This is a genomic window from Marivita sp. S2033, assembly GCF_046592965.1.
In the GTDB taxonomy this organism is placed as follows: Bacteria; Pseudomonadota; Alphaproteobacteria; order Rhodobacterales; family Rhodobacteraceae; genus Marivita.
Genome location: NZ_JBISBV010000003.1, coordinates 108,878 through 122,927, shown reverse-complemented (window position 1 = coordinate 122,927; position 14,050 = coordinate 108,878). Strand labels below are relative to the sequence as shown.

The following is a 14,050-nucleotide window of genomic DNA, read 5'->3' as shown; positions in this document are numbered from 1 at the left end:
CGATGATTGTTCTCAGCGACCCGACAACCGACCGGCACACCCTGATCGAAGATGCGCAAGCCATCCTCGTCGGCGCGACACTGGTGGCGCTTGGGGTGCAGTTCCTCACGGCCTCCAACCTGCTCACCGGCCAGATCGCGGGTCTGTCTCTGCTGGGGGCCTACGCCACCCCCTGGTCGTTCGGCGCAATCTTTTTCGTGCTGAACCTGCCGTTCTACATTCTCGGTGTGATCCAGATGGGCTGGCAATTCACGATCAAGACCTTTGCCGCCGTCGCGCTGATGTCCGTCATCTCCGAGCTGATGCCCCTCGCGCTGACGATCAATTCGCTGCATCCTGGCATGGGCGCGGCGCTGGCGGGCATGGTCACGGGCGTCGGGCTTTTGCTGCTGTTTCGTCACGGCGCGACATTGGGCGGCGTCGGGATCGTGGCGCTCTGGTTGCAGGACACACGAGGGATCAAGGCGGGGCATGTCCAACTCGGATTTGACCTGCTGGTCTTCGTGCTGGCGTTGTTCGTGCTGCCGTGGCCATCGGTGCTCTGGTCACTGTTCGGCGCGGCGATCCTGAACACGATCATCACCATCAACCACCGCCGCGACCGCTACGTCGCTCGGTCCTGATACAGCGTCTCTGGTTGTAAAATACTTCGGGGGTGCGGGGGCTGGCCCCCGTGGCCGCTTTGGTCCAGTGTGCGCATCATCGCTTCAGGAGCCGCACATGGCCTATGTCACACTCATGCTCGCCGTTCTGGCCGAAACCATCGGCACAACGGCGCTACAGGCAAGCCAGCAATTCTCGCGGCCGCTGCCTTCGGTGATCGTCGTCGTGTCCTATGCGGCTGCATTTTATCTGCTGTCGGTTGTGCTCAAGACCTTTCCGGTCGGCATCGCCTATGCGCTCTGGTCGGGGCTGGGGATCGTCTTTATCGCGATCATCGGGGCCGCGATCTTCAATCAAAAGCTCGACATCGCCGCGATTTTGGGAATCGGGCTCATTCTCGCGGGCATCGTGGTGATCAATCTCTTTTCCAACACCACGCCACACTGAGCGAACGAAAAACGCGCACCGCCGGGGCGATGCGCGCTAGATGACTTACGACAGGGTCGCGAACTTAGAAGCGGAAGTTGGCCCGCAGCGAAAACGTGTCGGCGTCGATGTCATTGCCAGTGTCGTCGAAATCGTCGAACTGGTGGTACAGATATTCCGCACCGAGGCTGACATTGTCGGTCACGAGGTATTCAGCACCAAGGCCTGCAACCCAACCTGTGTCGTCGAAGTTGTCTGTGTTCAGCTGCGCTGCACCGACAACACCGTAAACCAGTGTGCGGTCAAGGTCGTAACCGGCACGCATCTTCAGGCGCACAACGTCATCGACATCTTCGGCACCGAGGTTGAGGTCTTCACCGGTCTGGTAGTCGAGTTCGCCACCGAGGACGAAGCTACCGAAATCGTAATCGTAACCGCCGTGGACGCCATAGACCATTTCGCTGTCGTCAAAGTTGTCGTCCTCGACCCAGGCTTTGCCAAGGCTCAGACCGCCGTAGCCGCCAGTCCAGTTGCCACCGATCTGCGCGGGCGCGACAGTTACGGGCTGGGCAATGACGGGCTCGACCACTGCCATGTCGGCGCTGCCGGCATAGGTTGCAGTTGCGGCGGATGCGACAAACGCGGTGCTCAATAGAATTCGTTTCATGCGATGTCCTTTCTCAGGGGTTGTTTCGCGTTCAAGCAGCGCGACACAATATGTGCCCCGCTCTTGGCCTTAACTTCGGTATGCAGCGGAAAGTTTCAAGAGGCCGGACACGGCTTTGAGAATTAAGATGAAATTCCGGCCATTCCCTGCTTAGGAAACGGGTGCGAATAGGTCAATTTCCGCCTGTTTTCGATCACGCGCAGGTGATACCGCAGTGGTGATATTTATGAGACAGCTTTTCGATCTGTAAAGCATCGCCTTTTTTGCTGGTGTTCTCAGACGCAGGCTTGTAACCCCCGCCCACATCATTCCAGCACGAGATAGAATTTCATGGACCTTCGCAACATTGCGATTATCGCCCACGTTGACCACGGCAAGACCACACTGGTGGACGAATTGCTCAAGCAATCCGGAGCCTTCCGCGCCAATCAGGCCGTCGCCGAACGGGCGATGGACAGCAACGATCTGGAGCGCGAGCGCGGCATCACGATTCTGGCCAAGGCCACATCGGTCGAATGGAAAGGCACGCGCATCAATATCGTCGACACCCCCGGCCACGCCGATTTCGGTGGCGAAGTGGAACGGATCCTGTCGATGGTGGATGGCGTGGTGCTGCTGGTCGATGCGGCCGAAGGGCCGATGCCGCAAACCAAGTTCGTGACCTCCAAGGCGCTGGCGCTTGGGCTGCGTCCGATCGTGGTGCTCAACAAGGTGGACAAACCCGACGCCGAGCCCGACCGCGCGCTGGACGAATGCTTCGATCTTTTCGCATCGCTAGATGCCAACGAAGACCAACTCGACTTCCCGCATCTCTACGCCTCTGGCCGGTCGGGCTGGGCCGACACCGATCTGAACGGCAAGCGCGAGAACCTCGATGCCCTGTTCAAACTGGTGATCGACCACGTCCCCCCGCCCAAGCAGGTCAAGAAGCAGAACGAGGATTTCCGCATGTTGGCCGTGACACTGGGATCGGACCCTTTTGTCGGTCGCATTCTCACGGGGCGTGTCGAAACCGGACGGCTCAAGGTGGGCCAGACCGTGCAGGCGCTGAGCCGCGTGGGCCAGAAGATCGAGCAGTTCCGCGTCACCAAGATCCAGGCGTTCCGCGGCCTTGGTCCGCAAGACATCGACGAGGCACTGGCGGGCGATATCGTCAGCCTCGCCGGAATGTCCAAGGCGACCGTGGCCGACACGATTTGTGCGCTGGCGGTTGATGAGCCGCTGGAAGCACAGCCCATCGACCCGCCCACGATCACCGTGACCTTCGGGATCAACGACAGCCCGCTGGCCGGTCGGGACGGCAAGAAAGTACAGTCTCGCGTGATCCGGGACCGTCTGATGAAAGAGGCGGAATCCAACGTTGCAATCAAGGTCAACGACACTCCGGGCGGCGAAGCCTTCGAGGTGTCGGGACGCGGCGAATTGCAGATGGGCGTTCTGATCGAAAACATGCGCCGCGAGGGGTTCGAATTGTCGATCTCGCGTCCGCAGGTGATCATGAAGGAAGGCGATGACGGCAAAATGCTCGAGCCGGTTGAGGAAGCGACGATCGACGTCGATGACGAATACTCCGGCGCTGTGATCGAGAAACTGACAGGCTCGCGCAAAGGCGAACTGGTCGAGATGCGCCCCGCAGGCGCTGGAAAGACGCGGATCATCGCGCATGTCCCGTCGCGCGGGCTGATCGGCTATCACGGCGAATTCCTGACCGACACCCGTGGCACCGGCGTTCTCAACCGGGTCTTCCACGGCTGGACCCCGCACAAGGGTGCCATTCCGGGCCGTCGCGCAGGCGTTCTGATTTCGATGGAAAACGGCACCTCGGTGGCCTACGCCCTCTGGAACCTCGAAGATCGGGGCCGCATGTTCATCGGCGCGCAGGAGGCGATTTACACAGGCATGATCATCGGCGAACACAGCCGCGAAAACGATCTCGAAGTGAACCCGCTGAAGGGCAAGAAGCTGACAAACGTGCGCGCGTCCGGAACGGATGACGCGGTTCGCCTGACCACGCCCATCACCTTGTCGCTCGAAGAAGCGATCGCTTATATCAACGACGACGAACTGGTCGAGGTGACGCCGAACGCCATCCGTCTGCGCAAGCGCTATCTTGATCCGCATGAGCGCAAGCGGATGTCAAAATCGGTATAAGCTAATCTGGAAAGCGTCGGATGGGCGTTTCAAGGCCCATCCACGTTACTCAGAGGTTTCGACGATCAGCAATTCGCGCTGGGACGCATCGCGCGCGTGGTCGAGCGCCTGTTGGTATTCAGGACTGTTGTAGCAGGTCTCGGCCGCCTCCAGCGACGGGAATTGGGCCACCACATTGCGCGGCCGTTCCTGACCTTCCAGTTGTTTGTAACGACCGCCGCGGGCAATGAAATGCCCGCCATGCTTGGCAATCGCCGGTCCGGCAAGCTCGGCGTATTTGGCATATGCCTCGGCGTCGGTCACGGTAACGTGCGCAATCCAGAGTGCGGGCATGACTTATCCTCCCAAAACAGCTTCGGCGGCCTTGATGGCGGATTGAGCATTCTCTGCCGACGCGCCGCCGCCCTGCGCCATGTCCGGACGGCCACCGCCGCCCTTGCCGCCCAACTCTGCCACGGCGGCTTTGACCAGATCAACCGCCGATAGCGTCGCCGTCAAATCCGGCGTGACGCCTGCCGCAACAGCCGCTTTGCCGCCGGTATCCGCGATCAACAGCACCGCGCCCGAGCCCAACTGCGATTTGTGCGCGTCGATCAGAGGTGGCAAATCCTTTCCCGACACACCCGAGAGCACCTGCGCCATGAACTTGACGCCATTGATCTCGCGCGACTCAGCGCCGCCCGTCTGCCCGGCGCCGCCCGACATCGCTAATTCGCGGCGCAGTTGCGCAACCTCGTTGGAGAGTGCCTTGCGCTCGTCCAGCAACGCGCGCACCCGCGCCGGAACATCGGCGGCCTGCGCCTTCAATTCCAGCGCCGTTTCGGCCAGACGATGATCCTGCTGCGACAGATACGCGAACGCCTCCGCGCCCGTCAGGGCTTCGATCCGACGCACGCCCGCGCTCGACGCGCTGTCGCCCATCGTGACGAACACGCCGATATCTCCGGTGCGCGCGACATGGGTGCCGCCGCACAGTTCCAGCGAATAGGTGTCGCCGGTTCCACCCTTGCCCGAACCCGACCGCTTGCCCATCGACACGACACGAACCTCGTCGCCGTATTTCTCACCAAACAGCGCCTGCGCGCCAATGTTGCGCGCGTCATCGGGAGTCATGATGCGGGTATCGACCGTCGCGTTCTGGCGGATATAGTCGTTGACCTCGGCCTCGACCTGATTCAATTCCTCCAGCGTCAACGCCTTGCCGTGGCTGAAATCGAACCGCAGCCGATCCGGCGCGTTCAACGAGCCGCGCTGCACCACATGATCCCCAAGCGCGCGGCGCAACGCTTCGTGCAACAGGTGGGTCGCAGAGTGGTTGGCGCGGATCGAGGTGCGGCGGCGATGATCGACCTCAAGTTGCACCGCGTCGTTCTTGCCGAAGGTGCCGCCTTGGATGGTGACGTGATGGGCAAACACCTTGCCTCCGCCCATCCGATGCGTATCCGTCACTTCGGCCTGATCGTCTTCGTTGGCCAATCGGCGCAGCCAGCCGGTGTCACCCACCTGCCCCCCCGCTTCGCCATAAAACGGCGTCTGGTTCAACACGACCCAGCCGCTTTCGCCCGTCGAGAGAGAGTTCACCTCCGCGCCGTCCTTGATGAGCGCCAGAATCTGACCCTCGGCTGTTTCGGTGTCATAGCCCAGAAAATCGGTGGCGCCATGTGTCTCGGCCAGATCAAACCAGATCGCCGCGTCTGCCGCTTCACCAGAACCGGACCAAGCCGCACGCGCCTTGGCCTTTTGATCGGCCATGGCAGTGTCGAAACCTGCCGTGTCAACGTTGCGACCTTTTTCGCGCAACGCATCCTGCGTGAGATCGAGCGGAAACCCGTAAGTGTCGTAAAGCTTGAACGCCGCCGCACCGGGAAGCGGCGCATCCTCGGGCAAGCCGCCCAGTTCGTCATCAAGCAGTTTCAACCCGCGATCCAGCGTCTGCTTAAAACGTGTCTCCTCAAGCCGCAATGTCTCTTCGATGAGCGGCTGCGCGCGGCCCAGTTCGGGATAGGCTGCACCCATCTGGCGCACCAAAGCCGGCACAAGTTTATACATCATCGGATCTTGCGCGCCCAACAGATGCGCATGCCGCATCGCGCGCCGCATGATCCGGCGCAGGACATAACCGCGCCCGTCATTGCTTGGCATCACGCCATCCGCGATCAGGAACGATGTCGAGCGCAGGTGGTCCGCGATCACCCTGTGATGCGTCTTGCCCGGTCCATCCGGATAGGTCGAGGACACATCGGCGCTGGCTTCGATCAGAGAGCGCATGAGATCGGTGGCGTAATTGTCGTTGGTGCCCTGAAGAAGCGCCGCCACCCGCTCGATCCCCATGCCGGTGTCGATGGATTGCGCCGACAATTCGGTGCGGGTCCCGTCCTCGAATTGCTGGTACTGCATGAAAACCAGATTCCAGATTTCAACAAACCGGTCGCCATCCTCCTCGGGCGTTCCCGGAGGGCCGCCCCAATACTTGTCGCCGTGGTCAAAGAAAATCTCGGTACATGGTCCGCATGGTCCTGTCGGGCCCATCATCCAGAAATTGTCGTTCGTGGCGATCCGTATGATCCGGTCGTCCGGCAAGCCGGCCACTTTCTTCCAGATCTCCGCCGCCTCGTCGTCGGTGTGGTACACCGTGACCAGCAACCGGTCTTTGGGAATGTCGAATTCCTTGGTGAGCAGTTCCCATGCGTACGGAATCGCCTCGGATTTGAAGTAATCACCGAAACTAAAATTGCCGAGCATTTCGAAAAACGTGTGGTGGCGCGCGGTGTAGCCCACATTGTCGAGGTCATTGTGCTTGCCCCCCGCGCGCACGCATTTCTGCGCAGTCGCGGCGCGCTGATAGTCGCGGTGTTCGACCCCGGTGAACAGGTTCTTGAACTGCACCATGCCCGAATTGACGAACATCAGCGTGGGATCGTTGCGCGGCACCAACGGGCTTGATGGCACCACTTCATGATCCTGCTTTTCGAAGTAGTTCAGAAAAGTGGAGCGAATATCGTTCAGCGTTGGCATGACAAGACCTGACCTGCGGGTATTTTGGGTTCGGTTTCGAATATCGTTTGGCCCCAGCGCTGTCTACCGGATTGCGGCCCCATAACGGAAACAGGGCCGCCCGTCGGCTGCCCTGTTCCCGAGTATTCTCAGATCGACGTCCCGATCCGGGGCATTTCTGCAGTCGCCGTCTGCGTTTCGTCAGGATTCGACGATATCGTCGTCGCCGTCTTTTTCGGCACTCATGTCGAATTCTAAACCATGCGCGGCGCGGATCTTGTCTTCGATATCAAGGGCCACGCGCTTGTTCTCGCGCAAGAACGTCTTGGCGTTCTCGCGGCCCTGCCCGATGCGTTCGTCGCCATAGGAATACCAGGCGCCGGATTTTTCAACCACACCGGCTTTGACGCCCAGATCGATGAGTTCTCCCATTTTCGAGATACCTTCACCATACATGATGTCGAATTCGACCTGCTTGAACGGCGGCGCCACCTTGTTTTTCACCACTTTCACGCGCGTGGCATTGCCGACCACTTCATCGCGATCCTTGATCGCGCCGATACGGCGAATATCGAGCCGCACCGAACTGTAGAATTTCAACGCGTTGCCGCCGGTCGTGGTTTCGGGAGACCCGAACATGACGCCGATCTTCATCCGGATCTGGTTGATGAATATGACCATGCAGTTGGACCGCGAGATCGAACCGGTCAGTTTGCGCATCGCCTGGCTCATCAGTCGGGCATGAACGCCGACGCTGCTGTCGCCCATATCGCCTTCGAGTTCGGATTTCGGCGTAAGCGCCGCGACCGAATCGACGACGACCAGGTTAACGGCTCCGGAGCGGACCAATGTGTCCACAATCTCAAGAGCTTGTTCACCGGTGTCGGGCTGCGAAATCAGCAGTTCGTCCAGATCGACGCCCAGTTTCTTGGCATATTGCGGATCAAGCGCGTGCTCGGCATCCACAAAGGCGCAAACGCCGCCTTTTTTCTGTTCTTCCGCAACGACATGCAACGTAAGCGTCGTCTTGCCGGAGCTTTCGGGGCCATAGATTTCGATGATGCGGCCCTTCGGCAGGCCGCCGATGCCAAGCGCGATATCAAGGCCCAGCGATCCGGTCGATGTCGACTCGATGTCGCGGATCGCATTTTCGCCACCCAGTTTCATGATCGACCCTTTGCCGAACTGGCGTTCGATCTGCGCCAGGGCAGAATCGAGGGCTTTCTGTTTGTTCGCGTCGCGCTTGCTGTCCATAGTCAGGAGATCTGCCGTTGCCATTGCTTTTGATCCTTATTCCACACCCGGTCACGGGCGGCAATTGCTGCTTTTGTTCGCCTCTTGTTCTTTTCGTATATGAGATCAAAACAAGAACAAATCAACTTAATTCTGATAACGACTGTTGCGTGGAATGATTAAGGAGTGGTTTATGGACACTGAAAACGTGGGGGGCGTGAATGTTGGTGTTCTGGAAAGAACGGCTTGTGCTGCTATCGGTGCCCAAGACCGGAACCCAGGCCTATATGCGCGCACTGGCTCCGCGCGCGTCGATGGTGGTGAATGATCCACCAGAACTGAAACACGCGCCGCTCTACCGCTACAACCGGTTCTTCAGACCGATGTTCGACAAGATGGGCGGCGATGATCTCGAACTGGCTGCCGTCATTCGCGAGCCGCTTTCATGGTTGGGAAGCTGGTATCGCTATCGACAGCGCGAAAACCTGACCGGACAGCCCACATCGACACGAGACGTGACTTTCGACCAATTCCTGCACGCCGCCTGTCAGGACGCGCCCCCCGCGTTTGCCAATGTCGGTGCGCAATCGAAATTCGTGGAAGCTCGGCCGAACGGCATCAAAGTCACGCACCTTTTTCGGTATGAAGAGCAGGCAGCGCTGCAAACATTCCTGCAATCGAAACTCGGGGTGCTACCGGAAATTGTCCCGATCAACGTCTCGCCAAAGCGCGACTTGCAGGTTTCCGCCGAAACCGAAGAACTGGTGCGCAGATATCGCGCAGCGGATTTCGATCTTTGGGATCGGATTGCGCCAGGTCGACCCTGACGCACATCATTCTGCCGGTGACGCTGTGGCGTGTGTGTCCGGGGTGACGAGTTGCTGATTAACGATCGCCGTCAGATCGGTGAGCGAGAACGGTTTTGCAATGAATGCCGAGGATTCGATCCGCGCACCTTGAGATTTGAACACGTCTTCCGCGTAGCCCGACATGAACACCACCGGCACGTCGGGCCGTTTCGCCCGCGCCTTGCGGACCCAGCTCGGCCCGTCGAGCCCTGGCATGACCACGTCGGTGACAAAAACGTCCACCTTCAAATCCTCGTCTTTGAGCAGTTCAAGCGCATCTTCGGCGCTTGCAGCCTCGATCACCTTGAAGCCGCGATGCGCCAACGCGCGGGAGGCAAAGGCACGCACCGGTGCCTCGTCCTCGACAAGCAGGACCACGCCGTCGCCAAAGCCGGCCGTCTGCGGGACGGGTCGTTCCGGCACGGTCGGGATTTCCGTCACCGGATCGTCGCAAATGGGGAACATCAACGTAAACACGCTGCCCTTGCCCGGCGCGCTGTCGACGAAAATATACCCTCCCGTCTGTTTGACGATGCCATATACCGTCGACAGGCCAAGCCCGGTGCCCTCGCCGGTTCGCTTGGTGGTGAAGAACGGCTCGAACACCTTTTCCAATTTGTCAGAAGGGATGCCTGTGCCCTCGTCCTGTACACGCACAACCACGTAGTCGCCCTCTGGCACCTTGGCACGACCGTTTTGCAATGGCGCATCAAGCATGTGTTCATCGGTTTCGATCAGGATCGTCCCGCCATCGGCCATCGCGTCACGGGCGTTGACGACGAGGTTCATGATGACTTGCTCCAACTGGCGTTTATCCGCGCGGATCGAGGGCAGCACCGGGTTCTGGCGAAGTTCGAGCACCACCTTTTCCCCAACCAGCCGGTTCAACAGATGCGTGAGATCGGACAACGTGTCGCGCAGGTCGAGCCGTTCGGGCCGCAGCGTCTGTTTGCGCGAAAACGCCAACAATTGACCAACGAGCCCTGCCGCGCGGTTGGCGTTCTGGTGTATCTGGATCAGATCGCCATATTCGGGATCCCCTTGGTCGTGGCGCAAAAGCAGCAGATCACAATGGCCCGAAATTGCGGTCAGAAGATTGTTGAAATCATGCGCCACGCCTCCAGCTAGCTGGCCGATGGCCTGCATCTTTTGACTTTGCACAAATTGCGCCTCGAGGCTCTTCAACTCGGTGGCGTCATTCAAAACTGCCACCAGAAATGTCCGGCCGCGCTCTACCACCCGTGTGAGCGTCACCTGAACGAACACCTCGCGGTCCGAGCGAGTGAGTCGCAGGAATTCCGACCGTCCCAGCCCTTTTCCTGACGCAGCATCGCCAAGCCAGTCGGGAATTGACCGACCCAAACCTTCCATGACATCCGGCAGTGCCGGAACATCATTCTGATCGAACCGCAACAATTCGCGAGCGGACCGGTTGGCCACTTCGATCCGGCCTTGCGGCGACAACTTCAGCAGCGGCACGGGCAACGCTTCGAACCCTGTGTTTTCGGCAGGGCAACTGCTGGGTCCGGCGGAGGGCACTAGAACCACCTCTTCACGCCCCAAACCAGCCTGTTGAATATTGACGACAAAATCGCGCGCCGATCCGTGCGCGCCGACTTGATGAACGTCACCGGGTCGTAACGGTGTATCGTCGATCAGATCGTCGATCCGCCGCACCCGTCCGCCAGCGAGCGTGCGTGCCGCCTCGTTCATCCATAGCACGGTCCCGCTCCGCCCCAGGGTAAGCGTGGGGTAGGACACCTTGCCGGAGCTGTCCGCGCCTCGCCCCTCGAACAATTCCAGCCGCCACAGCAAGGCATTGGGCCCGACCTGATGCGCGCAAACCCGCATGTGGCTATCGGGCAAGACCACATTTTCCGAAGCAATACCGTCTTCGAGCGCCGCGCTTTGAACGCGGTGCAGAAGCCCCGCCGCATCGGCAGCCTGCGCATCAAGCGTTGCGCGCAAGGACTGCCCCGGCATCGCGCGAAACGTCTTTCCCGCTGCAAGATTGGCGCGCAGGATGCACCCGTCCAGATCCGCCAGAACGCAAGCCGCTACATCATGCTCGACCAACAAAGCGATATGGGAAAACGCTTTCTTCTGCTGTCGGTTGCGCCAAAAGGCGGTCACGAGCACAAACAGGACGGCGATGCCGAAGGCGAGGCTTGCGGCGTAGAACCCTGACTTCACAGCCGGGTACGGTGCCGCAAAGCCGACGATCAGACACCCTGCCGAAAACACGGCAAGCAGGATTTTTGCGGAGTATAGCCGCTGCGACGCATGCGTTGAGCGGTTTGAAAGAATCATCAATGCGGCCCTCGGGGACATCTCGTTCCCGCCATATGACCGCAAGAGAATTAAGCGATACTTAAAGCTGAAACACCCTCAGGTTGTATTTTCGTTTTTTCCGCGCGTCAAGATAGAGACGAAAAAGCCGTCGCCGCCTTCATTCGGGTGAAACCGCTGCTGTCTAATACAGTGCCAAGCCGTATTTCGGCGCAAAAATTTGCCGATCTGGTCTTCATTCTCGCAATTCAGCACAGAGCAGGTAACATAGGCCAGCGTTCCGCCAGTCCCGACCAGGTTAGCAGCGTGGTCCAGAATGTCGGCCTGCACCTCACAGACCGATGACAAGCCTTCCGAGGTCAAACGCCACTTGCCTTCCGGTGCGCGCCGCCACGCGCCGCTTCCCGAGCAAGGAACGTCGCACAGAACAAGGTCATAGGGCCCCTTGGGCGAGTCGATGCGCTCCACTTGCGCGTCCGCACGGTCGGCGCGCGCCGGCAGGTCGGACATGCGGCGCGGATCGGTGTCGTGCGCCTCGACCACGGTGTTCAACCGCGCGGCCATCGCCAACGTCTTGCCACCGCCACCGGCGCAGAAATCCAGGACGCGCATGTCGGGCGTGATGTCCAAAGCATCGATCACCGCTTGACTGGCGACATCCTGCAACTCGACACGCCCGTCAAGATAGGGCGCGCTTTGCGCGACGCGGCGCGCACCATCAAGCACTTCCAACGCTGTCTGCGAAAGAGGATGGACCGCGGTGTCGATTCCGGCATCCGCTAGGGCGCGTTGCGCGGCGTCACGATCGGTTTTCGCGGTGTTCACCCGCAAAAAAACCGATGCGCGATGCCGCAATGCTTTAGCATATGCATGAGCTTCGTCGCCCAAATCTTTGAAAACAAGATCGTAAAGCCAATCCGGCATATCCCAGGCCTCAGCCCCGGCAGGCTCGGAGCCAGCGGCGCGCTCCATATCACTGAGAGGCGGCATGGCGTAGCCGTCACCGGTAAAGATCGAGTCCGGGTCAACGCCCAATTGGCGCAGGCGGCCCAGAACCAATTGCCGACCGTCAGAGCCACCACCCACCGCCGCAACACTTCGCCAGCAGCGCAGGATATCAAACACATGATCGCGCACGGCAGCGCGGTCTTTCGAGCCGGCAAAGCGCGACCGGCGTGCCCAGTTCGTTAGCGCCTTCTCGGCCGGTTCGCCTTGGGTGACATGATCCATGATCTCGGCCGCGGCGGCCCAGCGTGCAGCGGGGGTCATGGCCTATCCGATACGGTAATTGGGCGACTCGCGGGTGATCTGAACGTCATGTACATGGCTTTCCTTCAACCCGGCGCCGGTGATTTTGACAAATTTCGCATAGGCGCGCATGTCCTCGATCGTGGCGCAGCCGGTATAGCCCATCGCGGCGCGCAAGCCGCCGACGAGTTGGTGAATCACCGCCCCCGCAGACCCCTTGTAAGGCACCTGTCCTTCGATCCCTTCGGGCACCAGCTTGTCGCTGGCGGCATCCTTCTGAAAATAACGGTCCGCCGATCCGCGCGCCATCGCGCCGATGGACCCCATGCCGCGATAGGCTTTGAAGCTGCGGCCCTGATAGAGGATCACCTCGCCGGGGCTTTCGTCGGTTCCGGCGATCATGCTGCCGACCATTGCGCATGACGCGCCCGCTGCGATCGCCTTGGCAAAATCTCCGGAAAACTTGATGCCGCCATCGGCAATCACCGGCGTGTCACCAGCAGCCGCCGCGCAATCCATGACGGCAGTCAGTTGCGGCACACCCACACCTGCGACCATCCGCGTGGTGCAGATCGAGCCCGGCCCGATCCCCACCTTCACCGCATCCGCGCCCGCATCGATGAGCGCGCGCGTCGCCTCGCCGGTTGCCACGTTCCCCGCGATCACCTGCACCTCATTCGAGAGCGCCTTGGCGCGGCTCACCGCCGCGATCACGCCAGCGCTGTGGCCATGCGCGGTGTCGATCACAACGATGTCGACACCGGCGTCGACCAAGGCCTCTGTGCGCTCGAACCCCGCATCGCCCACGGAGGTTGCGGCGGCAACACGCAGACGCCCCAGCTCGTCCTTGCAGGCGGTCGGGTTCAACACGGCCTGTTGCGTGTCCTTCAGGGTCAAAAGTCCCGTCAGCCGGTTGTCGCCATCCACCACAAGCAGCTTTTCTATCCGGCGCGCGCGCATCAGGCTGATCGCTTCCTGCCGATCCGCAGGCTCGCGCAGAATGGCAAGGTTGTCGGACGTCATCATCACGCTGACCGGCGTGTCGTCGGATGTGGCAAAGCGCATGTCGCGGTTGGTGACGATGCCGGTCACCCGGCCCTTGTCGTCGACCACCGGGAAACCGGTGAAATTATATCGGTCGATCAATTCCTTGGCATCCGCCAGCGTCTGATCGGCGCGCAGCGTCACCGGGTTGAAGACGATGCCCGATTCAAACCGTTTGACGCGGCGCACCTCGCGGGCCTGATCCTCGACGCTGAGGTTCTTGTGTATGACCCCCATACCACCCGCTTGCGCCATGCTGATCGCCATGCGCCCCTCGGTGACCGTGTCCATCGCCGAACTCAAGAGCGGGATGTTGAGCGCGATCCGGCGCGTCACGCGGGTGCGGGTGTCCGCCGTGGACGGCAGGACCTCCGAGGCGCCGGGCACCAGCAGTACATCATCAAAGGTGAGAGCCTCGCGAATCTCCATCGGAATTCCTTTCCTTAGGCAGCATCGTTAGGCACGTCCCTATTGCATCCAATGATGCCAAGGGAAACCCCCTTTTCGCGCAATCGCGCGGCGCATGGGGTTTCTTTGGGCCTGAAAT

The 14,050-nt window shown here is 60.4% G+C and carries 11 protein-coding genes; 4 read left to right on the top strand and 7 right to left on the bottom strand.

What is annotated here, in order from left to right; genetic code table 11:
• The first annotated feature begins 2 nt into the window (after positions 1-2).
• Both ACGKZZ_RS07335 and ACGKZZ_RS07330 read left to right on the top strand, forming a co-directional pair.
• Entirely contained in the window at positions 3-623 is a 621-nt protein-coding gene (locus tag ACGKZZ_RS07335; protein WP_411222860.1) for a YitT family protein, read from the top strand.
• A 97-nt stretch (positions 624-720) separates the two neighbouring features.
• Positions 721-1,050: a DMT family transporter gene (locus ACGKZZ_RS07330; protein ID WP_411222859.1), complete on the top strand. Its 330-nt coding sequence runs from the start codon at positions 721-723 to the stop codon at positions 1,048-1,050.
• 64 nt (positions 1,051-1,114) lie between these two features.
• On the opposite strand, the gene ACGKZZ_RS07325 is transcribed toward ACGKZZ_RS07330, so the two are convergent.
• Positions 1,115-1,696: an outer membrane protein gene (locus ACGKZZ_RS07325; RefSeq protein ID WP_411222858.1), complete on the bottom strand. Its 582-nt coding sequence runs from the start codon at positions 1,694-1,696 to the stop codon at positions 1,115-1,117.
• Positions 1,697-2,026: 330 nt separating this feature from the next.
• Between ACGKZZ_RS07325 and typA the strand changes: the two genes are divergently transcribed.
• Entirely contained in the window at positions 2,027-3,847 is a 1,821-nt protein-coding gene (typA, locus tag ACGKZZ_RS07320) for a translational GTPase TypA (protein WP_411222856.1), read from the top strand.
• A 45-nt stretch (positions 3,848-3,892) separates the two neighbouring features.
• Here typA and ACGKZZ_RS07315 read toward each other — a convergent pair whose 3' ends face one another.
• From ACGKZZ_RS07315 to recA, 3 genes are all read right to left on the bottom strand, one after another.
• Positions 3,893-4,180, bottom strand: a complete 288-nt coding sequence (locus ACGKZZ_RS07315) for a DUF1330 domain-containing protein (protein WP_411222855.1) — start codon at positions 4,178-4,180, stop codon at positions 3,893-3,895.
• Positions 4,181-4,183: 3 nt separating this feature from the next.
• A complete protein-coding gene (alaS, locus tag ACGKZZ_RS07310) occupies positions 4,184-6,862 on the bottom strand; it encodes an alanine--tRNA ligase (protein WP_411222854.1) in 2,679 nt (892 codons plus the stop codon).
• A gap of 180 nt (positions 6,863-7,042) precedes the next feature.
• Entirely contained in the window at positions 7,043-8,119 is a 1,077-nt protein-coding gene (gene recA, locus ACGKZZ_RS07305) for a recombinase RecA (RefSeq protein ID WP_411222853.1), read from the bottom strand.
• 176 nt (positions 8,120-8,295) lie between these two features.
• Between recA and ACGKZZ_RS07300 the strand changes: the two genes are divergently transcribed.
• Positions 8,296-8,901 carry a gamma-glutamyl kinase gene (locus ACGKZZ_RS07300; RefSeq protein WP_411222852.1) on the top strand — a complete coding sequence of 202 codons (606 nt, stop codon included), beginning with the start codon at positions 8,296-8,298 and terminating at the stop codon, positions 8,899-8,901.
• Positions 8,902-8,907: 6 nt separating this feature from the next.
• On the opposite strand, the gene ACGKZZ_RS07295 is transcribed toward ACGKZZ_RS07300, so the two are convergent.
• From ACGKZZ_RS07295 to guaB, 3 genes are all read right to left on the bottom strand, one after another.
• The gene (locus ACGKZZ_RS07295) at positions 8,908-11,232 is read right to left on the bottom strand and encodes an ATP-binding protein (RefSeq protein WP_411222851.1); all 2,325 of its coding nucleotides are present in this window, start codon (positions 11,230-11,232) and stop codon (positions 8,908-8,910) included.
• Positions 11,233-11,310: 78 nt separating this feature from the next.
• A complete protein-coding gene (locus tag ACGKZZ_RS07290; protein WP_411222849.1) occupies positions 11,311-12,480 on the bottom strand; it encodes an RsmB/NOP family class I SAM-dependent RNA methyltransferase in 1,170 nt (389 codons plus the stop codon).
• Between the two features lie 3 nt (positions 12,481-12,483).
• On the bottom strand, positions 12,484-13,932 hold the full coding sequence (gene guaB / locus ACGKZZ_RS07285) for an IMP dehydrogenase (RefSeq protein WP_411222848.1): 1,449 nt from the start codon (positions 13,930-13,932) through the stop codon (positions 12,484-12,486).
• Positions 13,933-14,050 lie beyond the last annotated feature (118 nt).